Raw genomic sequence first — 18,609 nt, 5'->3', positions numbered from 1 at the left:
TCATTAAACATTATTTATATGATTCTAATAGCAGACAGTGGCTCTACAAAGACCGATTGGTGTGTTGTAGAGAATGGAGTACTTCTCCAACAGATATTCACGAAAGGGACGAACCCTTTCTTTCAGTCGGAAGAGGAAATCAGTAATGAAATAGCAACAGCGCTATTACCTCAGCTGAAGACAAGTGAGCTGGATGCCGTATACTTTTATGGTGCAGGATGCGGATTTCCCGACAAGATAAGTATGGTGCACCGTGCCATAACCAAACACCTCAGTGTGAAAAATGAAGTGGAAGTCAATACCGATATGCTGGCTGCCGCACGTGGCCTCTGCGGACATGACTCAGGCATTGCCTGCATCATGGGGACCGGCTCCAACTCATGTTATTATGACGGAAAAAGCATTGTCACCAATGTATCTCCTCTGGGATTCATCTTGGGAGACGAAGGCAGCGGAGCCTGCTTGGGCAAACTGTTGGTAGGCGATATCTTGAAAAATCAGATGACACCCGAGCTGAAAGAGAAATTCCTCAAACAGTTCGACCTGACACCTGCTGATATCATCGACCGTGTCTACCGTAAACCTTTCCCCAACCGTTTCCTGGCAAGCTTGTCACCATTTCTTGCACAGAATCTGGGTGAACCTTGTGTACGCGCTCTGGTACTGAACAGCTTTAAGGCATTCCTTAAACGCAATGTCATGCAATATGAAGACTATCAGCATCAAAAAGTACATTTCATCGGTTCCGTAGCCTTCTATTACAAGGAAGTTCTGGCAGAAGCTGCCAAAGAAATGGGTATCCAACTGGGTGCAATCATCAAGAGCCCCATGGAAGGACTCATCAAATATCACAACTGAAAGTGACAAATCGTAAATAGTAAATCGTCAAATAGTAAATAGCCTTATGTTCGTAAAAATCTCAGAGCAACCATCGCTCTACAATGACTTGGAAAAGAAATCAGTCCGTGAAATTCTGGAAGACATCAATACCGAAGACCAGAAAGTGGCGCTTGCCGTACAGAGGGCAATCCCTCAAATAGAAAAGTTGGTAACCCAGATTGTGCCCCGCATGAAACAAGGCGGACGCATCTTCTACATGGGTGCGGGTACCAGTGGACGTCTGGGCGTACTCGACGCTTCGGAAATTCCACCGACTTTCGGTATGCCCCCCACGCTGGTTATCGGCTTGATTGCCGGTGGTGACACTGCATTGAGAAATCCGGTAGAGAATGCCGAAGATGACATTCACCGCGGTTGGGAAGAGTTGACGGAACGCAATATTACAGATAAGGATACGGTCATCGGTATTGCTGCATCCGGTACCACCCCCTACGTGATTGGTGCCATGCACGAGGCACGCGAACACGGCATACTGACCGGCTGTATCACCAGCAACCCGGACTCTCCAATGGCAGCAGAGGCAGATGTAGCCATCGAAATGATTGTAGGGCCTGAATATGTGACGGGAAGCTCACGCATGAAATCGGGAACAGGACAGAAAATGATACTGAATATGATTACTACTTCCGTCATGATACAGTTGGGACGCGTGAAAGGCAACAAAATGGTGAATATGCAGCTCAGTAACAAAAAGCTTGTGGACCGTGGTACCCGTATGATTGTAGAGGAACTCGGACTGGACTATGGCAAAGCCAAGGCGCTGCTGTTGATGCACGGTTCGGTGAAAAAGGCAGTGGATGCGTACCGGATTTAGCTATTACTCACTCTTAAATTCCTTTATTATGAAAGCAATATATTTTTTTCTCTTTTCTCTTTGTCTGCAAGCTGCCACCGCGCAACCCTTGCAACGCGTAGCCCCTGAACAAGTGGGAATGGACTCACGCAAGTTGATGTATGCTGACGAAGCGATTGAAACAGCCATCTCCAACAAGGATATTCCCGGTGCCGTACTTGCTGTAGTACGTAACGGCAAGATGGCCTATCTGAAAGCTTACGGCAACAAGCGTATTTATCCCAATGTGGAGCCTATGACTGCCAATACTATCTTTGATATGGCATCTTGCAGCAAATCCATGTCGACCGCCGTATGTACGATGATACTGGCAGAACGCGGCAAGCTCCGTATGCTGGACCCCGTCAGCCTCTACATACCCCATTTCAAGAATTGGGAAAGCGAAGACGGCAAAGAGAAAAAGGTAATCCGCATTGCCGATTTGATGACACACACTTCCGGTCTTCCTCCCTATGCACCGGTAGCCGAGCTAGAAAAGCAGTACGGTTCTCCCAATCCTGATGGGCTTATGGAATATATTGCTACTTGTAAACGCGACTTCAAGCCGCAGACTGATTTTCAATACAGTTGCCTCAACTTCATCACTTTGCAGCACATTATCGAGACTATAAGCGGACAGAGCCTGCGTGACTTTGCACGTGAAAACCTATTTGATGTACTCGGCATGGAGCATACCGACTATCTGCCTTGCCAACGTGATAAGGATGGTAACTGGATTACGATAGTTGACAAAGGAACGAGAAAACAAGGACACAAGGAAAACAACGTAGCCAATTCTCAATTTTCAATTCGCAATTCTCAATTGAATAACATTGCCCCCACTGAAAAGCAACCTAATGGACAAGTTCTCTGCGGACAAGTTCATGACCCGCTGGCACGTGTCATGAACGGAGGTATCAGCGGTAATGCAGGAGTATTCTCTTGTGCTGATGATATTGCCATACTCTGCGCAGCCCTGCAAAACGGAGGTGAATGGAACGGACGCCGCATCCTGAGTCCGCTGGGTGTAAAAGCCATGCGTACTGTGCCACGCACTACCGCCAGTCTGGGACGCACTCTCGGTTGGGATAATTTTACAGCCTATGCCTCCAACAATGGAGATTTGTTTGGTCCTAATACCTATGGGCATACCGGCTACACGGGTACCTCCATCATTATCGATCCGGACAATGACACTTCCGTCATACTCCTTATCAACGCCGTACATCCGGAAGACGGACACAGCGTAGTTCGCCTGCGTTCATTGGTTGCCAACGCTGTGGCGGCTTCCATCTACCCCATTCCGCGTATTTATACAGACCATTACTACAAACGTTTCCTACAGTTTATGGATGAGCCTGCCATTACAAGCAAGGACATCGTCATGCTTGGCAATAGCCTGACTGAAGGTGGCGGTGACTGGTCTGCCCGTCTTGGTAAGAAGAATGTACGTAATCGCGGCATCATCGGTGATGAAGTGATGGGTATCTATGACCGCCTGCATCAGATACTTCCCGGACATCCCGCCAAGCTGTTCCTGCTTATCGGAGTCAATGACATTTCCCATGACTTGGCACCAGACAGTATTGTAGACATGATTCGCATGACGGTGGAACGCATCCGGAAAGAATCTCCCGACACAAAACTCTACCTACAAAGCCTACTCCCTTTCAATGAAAGTTTCGGCCGATACAAAAAACTGACTGGAAAGACAGATATGGTTCCTGAAATCAACTCCCGTCTGGAGGCGTTTGCCAAAGAGGAAGGCATTGCCTATATCAATCTTTTTCCACTATTTACAGAGAAGGGAACAAATGTACTACGCAGTGAGTTGACCGGCGACGGACTGCATTTGAATGAGGATGGATACAAAATCTGGGTAAAGGCCATTAAGAAGAAAATATAAAACGAACCAGTCTCCGAACGTCTGCCACACTACCAACAGGCTAAAGAAGACATCTCTCCATTAACTAGATTCCCCCTGCCATAGACATCTATAGCAGGGGGAATTCTTATATTCGGGGCGTTTCGGCACACACCCTCTTTTATCTCATTCGGCAAAGCTAACCAGTTGCAAGTCAAACGTCAACAGAGAGCCTCCGGGGATTGTATTTGTAGAATAAGGAGCAGTATAATCATTTATACCATATCCGCTTTGATAAGGGATATACAACATCCACCGCTCACCCATCCGCATAAGCTGCAAGGCAGCTGCCCAACCGGCAACGACACCCGAAACTTCAAAATCCACGAATGAATCAAAAACCGTAGGTTCTTTTACCGGAGGAATAGGTATATCGCGGTCAATAGCACTATAACCGTCAAAGCAACCGTCGAATTCTTCGCCATTCACATAAGTCCCATAATAATAAGCATTCACCTTTGAATGATAACCCGTATACAACGGGCGTTCACCCGTCTCATTCTTCACAAGCTTCTTGCAATAGACATACTGAGCACCTTCAGAAGTGCTTGCAGTCGTCTGTATGGCATACAGTTTCCCGAGTTCCATAGCATCGGCCTGCTCTGCTGTGGCGACATAATTCTCGCCAGTCAGCCTTTTTATCGAGTCAACAAAAGCCTCGCCGCGTTCTCTCCAATTATCATACTTTCCAGCCTCTTCCACTTCTTCACAAGAGATAAAAGCACCCACCAGCAACAGCAAGAAAGGCAAAAACAAAAGGGACTTTTTCATTTACTATTTTACTATTTTACTATTTACTATTTCAGTTTGTTCACGCACCGGTCTATTCCATAACCGCTTTATTGCAAGGTTTTCAGCAACGATGTGATGCTTACACGGTCTGCAATAATATTATTCAGTTCAGAGATAGCCACGCGCTCTTGCTGCATGGTGTCACGATTACGCAGTGTCACACAGTTATCTTCCAAAGTCTGATGATCCACGGTGACACAGTACGGAGTACCAATGGCATCCTGGCGGCGGTAACGCTTACCAATAGAATCTTTCTCATCATACTGACAATGGAAGTGGAACTTCAGATTGTCAATGATTTCGCGCGCTTTTTCGGGCAGACCATCTTTCTTTACCAACGGCATTACGGCCAGTTTCACCGGTGCCAGTGCAGCAGGCAACTTCAAGACAACACGGGATTCACCGCTATCCAACGTCTCTTCACAGTAGGAAGCCGACATGATGCTAAGGAACATGCGGTCTACACCGATACTAGTCTCGATGACATACGGGGTATAGCTTTCGTTGGTTTCCGGATCGAAATACTTGATGTTCTTGCCGGAGAACTTCTCATGCTGGGACAAGTCGAAATTTGTACGGCTGTGAATACCCTCTACTTCCTTGAAACCGAAAGGCATCAAGAACTCAATGTCTGTAGCAGCATTAGCGTAGTGGGCCAGTTTGTCGTGGTCGTGATAACGGTAATGGTCATCACCGAAGCCCAGCGCCTTGTGCCATTTCAGGCGAGTAGCCTTCCAACTCTTGAACCAGTCAAGCTCTGTACCCGGCTTCACAAAGAACTGCATTTCCATCTGCTCGAACTCGCGCATACGGAAGATGAACTGGCGGGCTACAATTTCGTTACGGAAAGCCTTACCAATCTGGGCGATACCGAAAGGAATCTTCATGCGACCGGTTTTCTGTACATTAAGGTAATTTACGAAGATACCTTGTGCCGTTTCCGGGCGAAGGTATATCTTCATGGCACCATCGGCGGTAGAGCCCATTTCAGTTGAGAACATCAGATTGAACTGGCGTACCTCTGTCCAGTTCTTTGTGCCACTGATAGGGCAAACGATTTCTTCGTCAAGGATAATCTGACGGAGTTCGTCCAGATTATTATCGTTCAAAGCCTTGGAAAAACGTTCATGCAAGGCATCACGTTTGGCCTGGTGTTCCAGCACACGACCGTTGGTACTGCGGAACTGAGCCTCATCGAAAGCCTCACCAAAACGCTTGGCAGCTTTGGCCACTTCTTTGTTTATCTTGTCATCGTACTTAGCAAGCTGGTCCTCTATCAACACATCGGCACGATAACGTTTCTTGGAATCGCGGTTGTCAATCAAAGGGTCATTGAAAGCATCTACGTGTCCGCTGGCTTTCCAGATGGTGGGGTGCATAAAGATTGCTGAGTCGATACCGACAATATTTTCGTGCAGCAGCACCATACTCTGCCACCAGTATTGCTTGATGTTATTTTTCAGTTCCACACCCATCTGACCATAGTCATACACAGCTCCCAGTCCATCATAAATCTCGCTGGAAGGGAACACAAAACCATATTCCTTACAGTGTGATACGAGTTTCTTAAAAACGTCTTCTTGTGCCATTTTCTGTTGTATCTAAATTAATTTGAATCTTATTTTCAGCTAAAAAGCGCCACAAAGATAGGGATTTATATCGTAAGTAGGACACGGAGGGTATTAATTTATCTTATTACCAAATAAAAGAAGAAGCTACCTCATAACTCCGAGGCAGCTTCTTTCCCAATTTTACCCAATTACAATTAATTTACCTAAGCACTACAAATCAACCTAATCACAACCAAGAATAATATTATACTCACCTTCAGCGTTTTATCGTATTAACAGTCTCTTGTGGTTTCAATATGTCATTTGTTTTTTCCACAACTGATACCACATCAACATCAAGTACAGCCTTAATATCCTTGGAAGAGGTTCCAATCAAAAACTTATAATTTCCAGCATCCACTACCCATGAAGAAGAAGCTTCATCATAAGAAGCCAAATCCGTAGTGTTCAGTTTCAAAGTGGCAGTAACAGTCTCACCTGGCCTCAATTCCTTAGTTTTGGTAAAAGCTTTAAGTTCTTTTTCCGGTTTGTTCATCTGAAACCTATTGGGAGCGGAGACATAAAGCTGAACAACCTCTTTCCCTGCAAACTTACCAACATTCTTCACATCAATAGAAACAGAATATATACCATTATCAACTTTGACAGACGGATTGACATACTCGAATGTTGTATACGAAAGACCATAGCCGAAAGGATAAGACACTTGCTTTCCGAAACTATCGAAATAGCGATAACCGACAAAAATATCTTCTTCATAATCCGTATAGTCTACATTCTTCACTGAAGAGCTTTTGTCCTCCTTATTCCTCACATCTGTATTAGCCCTAGCATCCATAGGAAAATTGGTCGAAGAAGCAACGTCCATCAACTTGTTCGGGAAAGTCATTGTCAACTTACCCGATGGAGATACCTTACCGCTCAACACATCCGTCACACTATTTCCACCCTCCTGTCCTGCCTGCCAAGCCAGCAAAATAGCATCCGGTAGTTTTTTCCAAGAAGCTGTTTCGATTACACCTCCGATATTCAATACCACCACCACTTTCTTCCCAGCAGCATGGAAAGCTTGGCTGACGGACTTCAGCAGTTGCAATTCTTCCTCACTCAGTTCAAAATCACTGACATTACGGTCTACAAATTCACCGGAAGTACGTCCCAGCGTAACCAATGCAACATCCGCTTTAGCAACTTGTTCTGACAACACCTTTGTAGTAGGGATAAGTTCTGTCGGGCGAGGTACCGGCATAAATCTGGAGAAAGGCTGAGACGAGTCAGGAGTATTTTTCTTATTCTCGGCCTCAATATACTGTTCATAATCGGCCTTCAATGCTTCATCTATCTGGTATCCAGCATTCTTCAAACCATCCAATAATGAGACTGTATAGGCACGATTCACATTACCTGAGCCGGTACCTCCTGCTATGAAATCATAGGAAGTACACCCGAAAAGAGCTATATTTCTGACCTTCCTTTCAAATGGCAAGGTTTCGTTATTATTCTTCAACAAAACCATTCCTTCAGTCGCTGACTGGCGGGTAACTGCTGCGTGCGCCTTCAAATCAGGTTTATTGGAATATTTGTATTCTTTAAAATGAGGAGTTTGGAGAATAAGTTCAAGAACACGCTTCACATTACGATTCAGTATGGATTCATCCAATTTTCCGGATTTCACCCCTTCGATAATCATATCATACTGGTTAGCCCTTCCCGGTTGGAGCATATCATTACCTGCTATCATCTGAGCCACGGCATCCTTCCCTCCAAACCAGTCAGTTACCACCATACCCTCGAAATTCCACTCATCACGCAATAAAGTGGACAGCAAGTCTGTATTCTCAGAAGCATAGGTGCCATTAATATGATTGTAAGAGGACATTACTGTCCATGGTGCCGATTCCTTCACTGCAATTTCGAACCCCTTCAAATAGATTTCCCGTAAGGCACGAGGAGTGATACGAGCATCATTAGCATTCCGATTGGTTTCCTGGTTGTTAACAGCAAAATGTTTGATGGAAGTTCCCACTCCGTTGCTCTGTATCCCTCTAACATATGCAGCAGCTATCTTGCCAGACACCAACGGGTCTTCGGAATAATATTCAAAATTACGCCCGCACAAAGGATTCCGATGGATATTCAAAGCAGGAGCCAGTAAAACATCCGCACCATATTCCAACACTTCATTACCAATTGATTTTCCAACTTCCTCTACCAAATCCTGATTCCAAGTAGAAGCAAGTAACGTACCGATAGGAAAATGTGTACAATAATAAGTAGCAGAATCCCCTTCGCGGATAGGATCTATACGTAAACCTGCAGGTCCATCAGCCAACACAATGGCAGGAATTCCCAAACGGGGTATCGGATAAGTAGTACCTGCTGCACCGGGAACCAACTTCTTTGTAGTGCCAATCACCGTACTGTCACCCGAAGTACCCACCATTCCGGTACCGATAACCAAATGTGCCTTTTCTTCCAAAGTCATGGCACCAATAACATCCTCAACAGAATCTTTACCCAATTGAGGAGCCGCAGGGCCACAAGCGCTCAACACGCCTGCAGCCAACAGCAAATAAAACAGTTGTTTTTTCATAGCCTAGTCAGATTTATTTAAACAACTTGGGAGCAAATACAGAGAGATAAATACGCCAGCAGGTCCATACATGTCCACCAGGAGTTTCCATAAACTCATATTTATATCCTTTTTTATCCAAATCAGCGCGATAAGCTGCATTGTTTCTATAAAGAAAATCGTCTTTACCGATACCCAACCAGTAAAGTTTGGGAGCCTTATCAAACTGAACAGCTAACTTTTTATCCATATCCTGATAAACCGGACTATTTTTCTGACCTGCACTCTGGACATTAAGGGCCGCAGAGAATAAACCTACATAGTCGAACATATCAGGATAGTTCAAAGAAATATTGGCAGAATGAAAACCACCCATTGAAAGCCCCGCAATAGCACGATGAGCTTTGTCCGCTTGTACACGATAATTACTTTCTACAAACGTGATAATCTCAGGGAAATAGGCTTCAAAAGCACCGTCCATGGTTCCATTCTTCATATGGTAAGGTTTATAGTATCCCAGACTACTCTCACCAGGTGCAGCCTCCATGGCAGCATGCCCATTGGGCATCACGACAATCATCGGTTCAGCCTTGCCTTGTGCAATCAAATTATCGAGAATCTGTGCAGCACGTCCAAAAGTTGTCCACTCATCTTCATCCCCTCCCATACCATGCAATAAATAGAGTACCGGATACTTCCTATCACCGGATTGTTCATAACCTGCCGGCGTGTAGATATTGATACGGCGATCCATTTTCATACCATCAGAGTGATACCAACGATGGGCCAATGTTCCATGAGGAACTTTATTTACCTTATATAAATCTGCCTTACCATTCCCTACAATAAACACATTGCTTGTGGTAGCAAAGTCACGATAGACATAAACATTGTTAGGGTCTATAGTCGGCACACCATCTACCATGAATTCATAGCTATAAAGTTCTGAATCCAACGGCTTGGTAGTATAGGTCCAAATTCCTTCTGAATTCTTTGTCATGTCTATCAAACCTGCTCCCACCATACCTCCAATGTGTTGTCCCTCCGCCTTTTCGGCAAAGTCACCGGCAATCTGCACCTTTTGGGCATCAGGAGCCTTAAAGTTAAAAGTCACTGTGTTATCTTTGTTCACAATTGCAGACTCGAGGTCTTGCGCTACAAACAAATTCTGCTGGGCAGACATTTGCAGTCCACAGGCTGCCATAAATGCGGCCAATATAATCTTTTTCATTTCAGTTCTTCAAATTAAAGTTCATTGATTCAAGTTCATTCTGCCACTGTAATAATCAGACGATGATAGCGGTTCATCTGTGGCGTACCGTTATCCGTAGCTTCCAAAATCAAGTGGATGGTATCACCGGGGTTGGCATCAGCCGGAACAGTAAAAGTTGTATTTGCAGAAGCAGGGTCATCTACCGCTACTTTGCCCCGATATGTACCGGCTGACACATATTGCCACCATTTAATGGTAAGGGCATCCTTATCCGGATCGGTTACAGTGTATTTAAGTTTCAGCTTCTCACCCGGCTTGGCACTCATGGCAAGCGCCCCTTTTATCACCGGTTCATGATTTGCGTCGGCATAGTTTGGAGTGACCGACCATTTAAAACGGGCAGCCAATCCATTCATTACCGGAGCAGTGAAGTCGGGCAAAGGATAGTGCTCGGCTCTATACTTTATCTGTTCCATGCGCGGAAGATTCTTCACCGAATCGGGAAGGACGGTTCTTCCACCGCACCATCCCCCATAAGTGGGGTCTTCGTGACCACGCAGGCCGTTACCTATCAAATTCAGGAAACAGTAAGTGTCGCCTTCAGCCAGATAGGACCCTTTCGGCTGGATTCCGGTCCAAACCACATAGCCTTGCTTTTTCAATTCATCAATCGTATAACCCGACAAACCGAAGAAATCGAACTTATCACCTTTCACCATCTGCTTACCGTCTCCCCAGACCCGATACATCTCGCCGAAAGGACCTTTACTGCGGATGTTCTCCTGCATCCATTCCGGAGAGTAGAAAATCTGATTTTCCTTGGAGGCTCTTAACTGTGCATTATAAGCCAGGCCGACTGTCATGCCCCCCATCTCCATTTGTCTGAGTTCCGGCCAGAAAGGTCGGATATACCGTGCATACGTATCATCCTGATCACCCGAAAGGGAAAGGACCACTTTTCCTATTATCTTCTCACGGATGCCTTTCCAGGCATCGGTATGCTCATAAATATCCTGAATGGACTTCAAGGCACGGGCGATGGTGCTGCCACCTCCCCAAGCATTGATGAATACCGGATCCGTACAATCATCGAGCAATACAGCTTTAATCAGCTCCGACCCCGGAGTGTCCTTGGAAATATCACCGTCGAACTCGATATTACCGATACGCACTTTAGACTTCAGGTATTCGGGAGTCGGATAAGACGAGTCGTGCACTTTCAGATTGGGATATACTTTCTCATAAGCTTCCACAGCATCGTCAATGAAACGTTCATCCGGATCCCAACGCCAACTTTCCATCGGTCCGTAGTCTATGCCATTACGGGAATATTCACGTCCCGGCACATACCACTTCGTGCCGTGCCCGTCACCTTTCCAATGGAACTGGCTGCTGGCATAAATCAAGCCTTCCACACGGAAATCCGTACTGAAAAGCAGGAAACGTATCAAAGAGTTCAGGTCATCAAGTTCCGGGTCACAAGTAATGATGACACGCGGTTTTGACGATTTTTCACCGGGCGTCTGCTGTCCGCTCATGCAAACCGGCATCACAGCCATAAGGCCTGATAGGAATAAGCATTTTAATTTATTCATAAACTAAGTTTTATTGATTAATTACCAACCCGGGTTCTGGGTCATATTCTTATTGACATTCATTTCAGTGGCAGGGAACGGAAGCAGTTCATGCTTACCACTCTTGAAGCCGGCAGAAGCATTTTTCTGCTCATCCCAGCTTACACGGCCGTCTTTGTAAAGAGCCGGTCTTTCCTGCCCTCTCTTGGCAAGTACCGTAGCAGCATCACCCCACCGAATCAAATCCTGGTAACGGCAGCCTTCCATCCAAAGCTCCAGACGCTTCTCCTTCTTGATATCATCCATAGAAACGTTGCCCAATGCAGGCAACTGGGCACGGTCACGCACTTTATTCACATATCCGGCAGCCTTACTTGCATTTCCGGACTGAAGACTCGCTTCAGCAGCAAGCAGCAGAACCTCGGCATAACGCATGGCACGGGTATTGTTAGGACAACGCAACCACCAATAGTTAATGACATCTGCTTCATAAACACGGTATTTCCAGCTGAAGTAACCGGCATTGTCCGGCATATAAGCTATGGCATTGCTCAATGAGATACCCATATCCTCCATTTGCCGGTATGTCTTGATAGAGGCATTCAACCGATAAGTATCTCCCATTTCGACAAACGCATCGTAGCTTTCCTTCGTCGGATTAAAAAATCCCCAGCCTCCATGAGAATAGATTTGAGTAGGCTCATTGAATGCAAGCATGTCTCCACGCCAATGCACATATACCCAAATCATGTTACTCATAATGCCGGTAACATTGTTGGCGTCGTAAACATAATTACTTTCAAACAGACTTTCACAATTCGCCTCGCCTTTGGTAGTCTGGATATTCTCATAATCACTGTAAAGGTCGTACTTCCCGCTATTGATTACCTCATCCAAAACCGTAACAGCAGCACCATAATTCTTCTGGAATACGTATGCCTTGCCCAACAAGGCTTGTGCAAATTGTTTGGTGATACGATAGGTAAAGTTGTCCAAGCTTGTCTTTTCCTCCAAATTGCCACTGTTGACAGCTTCGGTCAAATCTTGGTTCACCAATGCCCACAGCGCCTCTGTATTGCCATTTGCCTGGGAATATTCGTTTGCTTTCAACGGATGGTCCACCAACGGCGGAGTTCCCCAAAGACTGATCAATTCGATGTAGGACATCGCACGGAAAACCTTTGCCTCTGCACGTGCACGAAGCTTAACCTCAGAATCATCGCCTACATACTGCAAAACAATGTTGGCGGCATAAATCACTTTATAAAGATTCGTATACAACGTTTTAATATGGGAAAAATCAGAGTCGAACGTATAGGTCGACAGCAACTGCGCACTGGCAGCCGTCCAGCTTTCCCCTGCCGAATAGCAATCGTCAGAAAGAAGATTCTTCAGCCAGAACGCAGGCTCATAGGTGTCCTTCCAATTGCTATAGCAGGCTATAATGGCTTCTTCCGCATCGGCATCCGTTTTATAGAAATTTTCGAAAGTGCTTACCCCATGCTGCGAAATATCCAGATTGTCCTCACAAGAGGAAAAGAAAGTGCAGCCGGCAAGTAACAGACTTGATAAAATATATTTTGCTTTCATATTTCGTATTGAATTAAAGATTAAAATACTACGTTAAGACCGAGCACGACTTTCTTGCTGGACGGATAAGAGCCCATATCCAAACCCATCGCATTGCCTGTACTCGTAAATTCAGGATCAAATCCGGGATATTTGGTAAATGTGAAGAAGTCGTCTAAAGAACAATACAAACGAAGGTTACTCAAACCCACCTGCTTCAACAAATTCTTAGGCAGGTTATAGCCCAACTGTATCTGCTTGATTTTAAAATATGAGCCGTCGAATACAAATTTGGAGCTCTTTAAATACTTATCATAATTGCTGGGATTGGAACGGGCATATTTTGCATTGTCTCCCACAGCAATCCACCGTCCGTCATAGAATTCCTTCAAGGTATTCGCTTTCATACGGGAAGTACGGTTATAGCCGGCAAACACATCATTGCCATGAGAACCGGAACCAAAGATTGTCAGGTCAAGGCCTTTCCAGGCAGCTGTCAAAGTAATACCATAAGTAAAGTCGGGAATGGCAGAACCGATCTCTGTCTGGTCGGCATCTCCAATAATGTCATCATCATTCTTGTCTTTGAACATTGGGTCACCCGTTTGCGGATCAATACCCGTGCACTCATAACCGCGCATGTACCAAATGGGATGTCCTTCTTCAAAATAATTCATAGTGCCGATACCTGCACTTGTTGTACTGGCAATACGCTCCAATGTTTCATGAAGATAAGTTACTTTATTCTTCAAAGTAGCGATGTTAGCTTTTACACTATAACTGAAATCTTTGATATGATCACGCCATGAGAGTTCAAACTCAAATCCGCTGTTCTTGACATTTCCCGCATTCATAGGTGAAGTAGTGTTACCCACAATCAAAGAAGGAGTAATACCGGTTACAATCAAGTCTTTGGTTTTCTTCTCATAATAGTCAAATCCGAAGCTCAAACGGTCATTCAGCATCCGGAGGTCGATACCCAAGTCTATCTGTTCGGAAGTTTCCCACTTCAAATCATAGTTACCGGTTGCAGATGGCAACGAACCTGTTTCATAAGACACATCACCTGACATCGGATAATTGATTCCAGACAAAATCGTAGCATCATACATATAGTCTGCCAAACCGGCGATACTACCATTCTGTCCCCAACTTGCACGCAACTTCAAATGAGAGATTGACTTGAGGTTTTCCATAAATTTCTCGTTGGAAAGTACCCAGCCGACAGACACAGCCGGGAAATAGCCCCAACGTTTCTGCAAAGGAAGGATAGACAAGTCGGCTGCATCCGCACGAAGGGTGAATTGGGCAAAATACTTGCCTGCATAGTCATAAGATGCCCGGCCAAAGTAAGAAAGATTGGCATACCTCCGCTTCTCTCCACCACTTACCGTACGAGTGGCAGTACCGGTCCGAAAAGCAAAATAGGCATAATTGGGATCCAACTTGGTAATACCCAAATCAACCTTGTCGCCGGAACGGCTACCATTGATTCCTCCCGTCACTCCAAAGGAAGTATTGGAAGAATAGGACATACCAAGCATCACGTTTACATTGTGCTTATCTGCAAATGTCTTGGTATAGTTGGCAAAGTTTTCCCATTGCCAGTACGTGGTGTTGGAGCTTGTCGCACTTACCGATACATAGTCCTGATAAAGGTCAGAGCAAGTAATGTTAGGCATAACATAGCCGTAGGAATTGCTGTAAGTATAACGGTATCCCAAACGTGAAGTGATGACCAACTCTTTGATCGGAGTAAAATCCAGATAAGTGGAACCGCTGAATACAAAACCATCCCTTTTCGTTGTGCCACGGTCACGCATGATATACGGATTGATATTATTGGAGTCGCCATAAGGGGAAATGGAATAATAATCACCATTGGCATTCTGAAGCAGAGTATGTCCCTGATTCATATAGTTAATCATAGTGTCGGGCAGTTTGTCCGGTGCATAGGTGACCGGCGTCAGAGGGTCAAGCTGAATGGCAGACAGCATCAGAGAACCGGTTGCCGAACCTTCGCTTACAGACTGTACATGATAACGGGAAAATGAATTGTTTGTCGTGAACTTCAACCAATCCTTTATTTTATAATCTGCATTGACAGTGCCGGTAATGCGGTCAAAAACATCCTTATTGCCAACAATGGGACCATTATTACTTAAATAAGAGAGTGAGGCGAATAATGAGCCATTATCATTGGCACCTTGGAAATTGACATTGTGACGCTGCATCATGGATGATTCAAATGTCTCTTCTATCCAATCGGTATTTGTCTTTCCATCCCAATACCTATCTATTGTTTCTCTGGGAATAAGATTACCTTCAGTCATATAATTGACATATTCCTGAGCATTCAGAATATCAGGAGTACGACCTAAAGACTGGGAGGACAACTGGAAATCATAAGAAATACGACGAACTCCTTTTTTTGCCTTCCGGGTGGTAATCAAGACAACACCATTACCGGCCTGGGCACCATAGATAGCAGCAGAAGCAGCATCCTTCAACACCTCCATACTCTCAATATCATTCGGATCGAGGTTACTGATGTCTTTCGTACGCAAACCATCGACCACATACAAAGGATCTGAACTGGCATTACTGCTATATCCACGGATACGAATGGCGGGATTCGAACCAGGAGCCGCAGATGCAGAAATAATTTGCACACCGGCTGTTTTACCCTGCAGGGCCTGCTCAGCATTGGTTATGGTACGATTTTCAAAATCTTCTGCTTTTACGGAAGAAATCGCCCCTGTTACGGAACTTTTCTTCTGTACACCATATCCTACAACAACCACTTCATCCAAAGTCTTGCTATCTTCCTTCAGTATAATATTCATAGTACCTGCAACGGCTTTCTTTTCCTGGGTCACATACCCGATATACGAAAAGACAATAGTGGAACCCTCGCTCGCTGATAAGGTATAATTGCCATCCAAATCAGTTATAACACCATTTGTCGTTCCTTTTTCCAATACACTTACACCAATCATCGGTTCATTAAGCTCATCAGTAATTCTGCCAGATACATTTACTTGTTTCTGTGCAAAAACAGATGTCATACCTACCAAAAGGAACAGCACTAAGGCCATTAACCTTTTCTGTCTAATTTGTGTTACAATCGTTTTCATTTAATATTATTTTGGGTTAACAATGAATTTAAAATATCAGTTTGAAAGAGTAATCAGTACCAGCCCCACAACAAAGAGCACAAACATGGTTGCAATCATAGGTACAGTCCCCTTTGGAGCGCCTTTGAACTCCTTCCATACAAAGAATCCCCAAATCATGGCTACCACCGGTGCGGCATTGCTCAATGCATAGGCTATAGCCGGATTGGCAGAACCAGCTCCCATAAAGCTGACTACCATACCACTCATCCAAATAAAACCTCCCAACATACCAATCAGATGTGTACGGGTGTCACCTTTCAGATAATCCTTCATTGTCACCTTGTTTCCCTGAGCCGGATGACTCATAGCAAACGTATTAAAGACAGGAGTCGTGATAAGGACACCGGCAGCAAAACAAAATACACCGGTATAGGGAGTCAGTGTTCCCGTACCACCCGTTACATACTGAGGATTTAGTGATTTTACAACCAAGCCATAGAAGAACATAATGGCCAACCCCGCTACAATAGCCAATAAGATACCTTTTTTAGGAGTAGACGCCTGACTTGCCGACATCTTTCCATAAGCCTTGCCACAAATGCAGATGGCTATCACAATAACAGCTACTCCTATCCAAAGCAATGTCTGGTTTCCAGGGTATACTTCGCCAGCTAAAGATATCAGTAGATAATTAAAAATTATACCGCCTATCCAAGCTAAGCCCCCACCAATGGGAAAACCTACCGACATCCCAGCTACAGCAATGGCTGCTGTCAGAAAGATATTACCGAAATTCCATACAATACCGCCCAGGAGCGCATACTTCATACTATTCCAGTCCATTACTGCCAAATCCTCAAAGAAAGTACGACCTTCACTTCCCAAGCTACCCAATGTCAGGGCACCTAACAGAGCTGTGAAAAATAAACCGAAAGTCAAATCCCAGTAGAAAAGCTCAAAACTCCAGCTTTTCGATGTCACCATCTTCTGCGTATTCGCCCAAGAGCCCCAACAGAGGCAACAATAGACACAACACAGAATGGCCCCAATATAGTTGTCAACAAGTATCATAATTTATTTTCTGTTGTTTACCGTGTGTTTACCTATTTATTCATGCACATACAGATTCCACCCCAAATAACCCTCGATGGCCTCATTCAGAATATCCTTTACATCATTACGAACCATAGCCACATGATGTTCAAAACCATTCTTGCAAATATGTTTCATCAAAATCTGTAAGTTATCCACTTTGGTAACAGCTATACATCCATCCATTCCATACGGATCATCCGTGATTTCACCAGTACCCAAATAAGCCTTGATAACGCCTTTAGTATCATCAGTGGAAATACGGAAGAATGTGAAATCACCTTTAGTCACTTTGCCATATACAGCACCGAATGTATTGACCTTACCTAGCGTACGTCCCAGAACGCCAAGTGTACCAAGCTTTAAGTCATTTCTGACAAACGATTTCGGGAAATTACCGCAATGAGTACACACACATTTATTCCGGTCTTCCGCAAAATTATTGTTCCAGTCAAGTAATGCCGATTGACCTTGCGCTGCCAATGTCAAAGCATACATGGATACAGCACCGGCAATATCAACCTCACAAGCGGCAGGTAGTAGTTTTTCACCCAGCATACTCATTGTCACACAAGCTGCACAACCATAGTTCTGTTCCAAAGAGTCCCAACACTGAACAGCCACAGCATCAATCTGATTGGCTTCAATCCACCGTTCCACAGCCACGCCAAACTTTGCCTGAAGCACCAGCTTGTCACTGTATTCTTTAGGAACTACTGCATAACACTTAATCTCTTCAAGTTTCTTCAGCAGTTCCACATCTGTATCCTCAATCTTACGGGCAGCACCGAGTATTTCAGAAAGATCGACAGGAACGACTGTAATACCACTCTTCTGCAACAGTTTTTCACTGGCACGTACCGTCTGAAAACCGGCTGGACGGGCACCGATAGCACCGACACGTGCATGGCGCAAACCATTGACCACACGACAGATACCGGCGAACTTATTAATATCCTTAGCCAATAGTTCAGAGTATATAGAATAGGTATGCAGCGTGGTATCTGTAAAAGGAATACCATATTGATACAAATTATTGCAAACAGAAATTTTACCACAGAAAGCATCACGGCGGCTGTCCAAGTCCACCTTGTCATTCTCGTCGTCACAGGCTTGTACCAAAATGGGAACATTCAAATCAGCCACACTGATAGCATTGATTATTCCAATCTCAAAGCCAAAGTTGGGTAGAGATACTATAATGCCGTCAATACGGTCACGATTTTGACGGAACAGTTCGGCACATTTCAATCCGTCTTCACGGGTTTCAATACTGCTACTGCCAGTAGGAGTAGCATCTTCAGGTAAAATTACATAGTCATAGCCTTCGTCTGCAAGTGTTCTCAACAGCTGTTTGCGAACATCTTTGGCCAATTCAGAATTAAAATAAGCACGAGTGCCGATAATTATACCGAAGCACATTCTTTCCTTGTTTTTCATCGTAAATAGTT

12 protein-coding genes are annotated in these 18,609 nt (G+C 44.7%); 3 read left to right on the top strand and 9 right to left on the bottom strand.

All coding sequences use genetic code 11. The features are described 5' to 3' along the window. Positions 1-18: 18 nt before the first annotated feature. The 3 genes from DXD78_RS08645 to DXD78_RS08635 are packed head-to-tail and all read left to right on the top strand — an operon-like array spanning position 19 to position 3,638. Complete coding sequence (locus tag DXD78_RS08645; protein ID WP_005824980.1) at positions 19-858, top strand: BadF/BadG/BcrA/BcrD ATPase family protein; 840 nt, start codon at positions 19-21, stop codon at positions 856-858. A gap of 46 nt (positions 859-904) precedes the next feature. Then, entirely contained in the window at positions 905-1,714 is an 810-nt protein-coding gene (gene murQ / locus DXD78_RS08640) for an N-acetylmuramic acid 6-phosphate etherase (protein WP_005824981.1), read from the top strand. A gap of 28 nt (positions 1,715-1,742) precedes the next feature. Further along, positions 1,743-3,638: a serine hydrolase gene (locus DXD78_RS08635; RefSeq protein WP_005824982.1), complete on the top strand. Its 1,896-nt coding sequence runs from the start codon at positions 1,743-1,745 to the stop codon at positions 3,636-3,638. A 144-nt stretch (positions 3,639-3,782) separates the two neighbouring features. On the opposite strand, the gene DXD78_RS08630 is transcribed toward DXD78_RS08635, so the two are convergent. From DXD78_RS08630 to DXD78_RS08590, 9 genes are all read right to left on the bottom strand, one after another. Continuing rightward, entirely contained in the window at positions 3,783-4,427 is a 645-nt protein-coding gene (locus DXD78_RS08630; RefSeq protein ID WP_005824983.1) for an FKBP-type peptidyl-prolyl cis-trans isomerase, read from the bottom strand. 68 nt (positions 4,428-4,495) lie between these two features. After that, the gene (locus tag DXD78_RS08625; protein WP_005824984.1) at positions 4,496-6,037 is read right to left on the bottom strand and encodes a glycine--tRNA ligase; all 1,542 of its coding nucleotides are present in this window, start codon (positions 6,035-6,037) and stop codon (positions 4,496-4,498) included. Positions 6,038-6,275: 238 nt separating this feature from the next. After that, positions 6,276-8,612: a glycoside hydrolase family 3 protein gene (locus DXD78_RS08620; RefSeq protein ID WP_005824986.1), complete on the bottom strand. Its 2,337-nt coding sequence runs from the start codon at positions 8,610-8,612 to the stop codon at positions 6,276-6,278. Between the two features lie 13 nt (positions 8,613-8,625). Then, positions 8,626-9,822 carry an esterase gene (locus DXD78_RS08615; RefSeq protein WP_005824987.1) on the bottom strand — a complete coding sequence of 399 codons (1,197 nt, stop codon included), beginning with the start codon at positions 9,820-9,822 and terminating at the stop codon, positions 8,626-8,628. 35 nt (positions 9,823-9,857) lie between these two features. After that, a complete protein-coding gene (locus tag DXD78_RS08610; protein ID WP_034529284.1) occupies positions 9,858-11,399 on the bottom strand; it encodes a DUF1593 domain-containing protein in 1,542 nt (513 codons plus the stop codon). A gap of 21 nt (positions 11,400-11,420) precedes the next feature. Further along, the gene (locus DXD78_RS08605; RefSeq protein WP_009037748.1) at positions 11,421-12,968 is read right to left on the bottom strand and encodes a RagB/SusD family nutrient uptake outer membrane protein; all 1,548 of its coding nucleotides are present in this window, start codon (positions 12,966-12,968) and stop codon (positions 11,421-11,423) included. A gap of 20 nt (positions 12,969-12,988) precedes the next feature. Beyond that, on the bottom strand, positions 12,989-16,045 hold the full coding sequence (locus tag DXD78_RS08600) for a TonB-dependent receptor (protein ID WP_009037747.1): 3,057 nt from the start codon (positions 16,043-16,045) through the stop codon (positions 12,989-12,991). Between the two features lie 75 nt (positions 16,046-16,120). Then, positions 16,121-17,137 (bottom strand): GRP family sugar transporter, encoded by a 1,017-nt coding sequence (locus DXD78_RS08595; RefSeq protein WP_034529281.1) that lies wholly within the window; start codon positions 17,135-17,137, stop codon positions 16,121-16,123. 36 nt (positions 17,138-17,173) lie between these two features. Then, complete coding sequence (locus DXD78_RS08590) at positions 17,174-18,598, bottom strand: L-fucose/L-arabinose isomerase family protein (RefSeq protein WP_009037745.1); 1,425 nt, start codon at positions 18,596-18,598, stop codon at positions 17,174-17,176. Positions 18,599-18,609 lie beyond the last annotated feature (11 nt).

The organism is Bacteroides sp. D20 (assembly GCF_003436255.1).
Classification (GTDB): domain Bacteria; phylum Bacteroidota; class Bacteroidia; order Bacteroidales; family Bacteroidaceae; genus Bacteroides; species Bacteroides uniformis.
The sequence above is the reverse complement of the archived record's forward strand: the minus strand, read 5'-3'. Positions and strand labels throughout refer to the sequence as shown.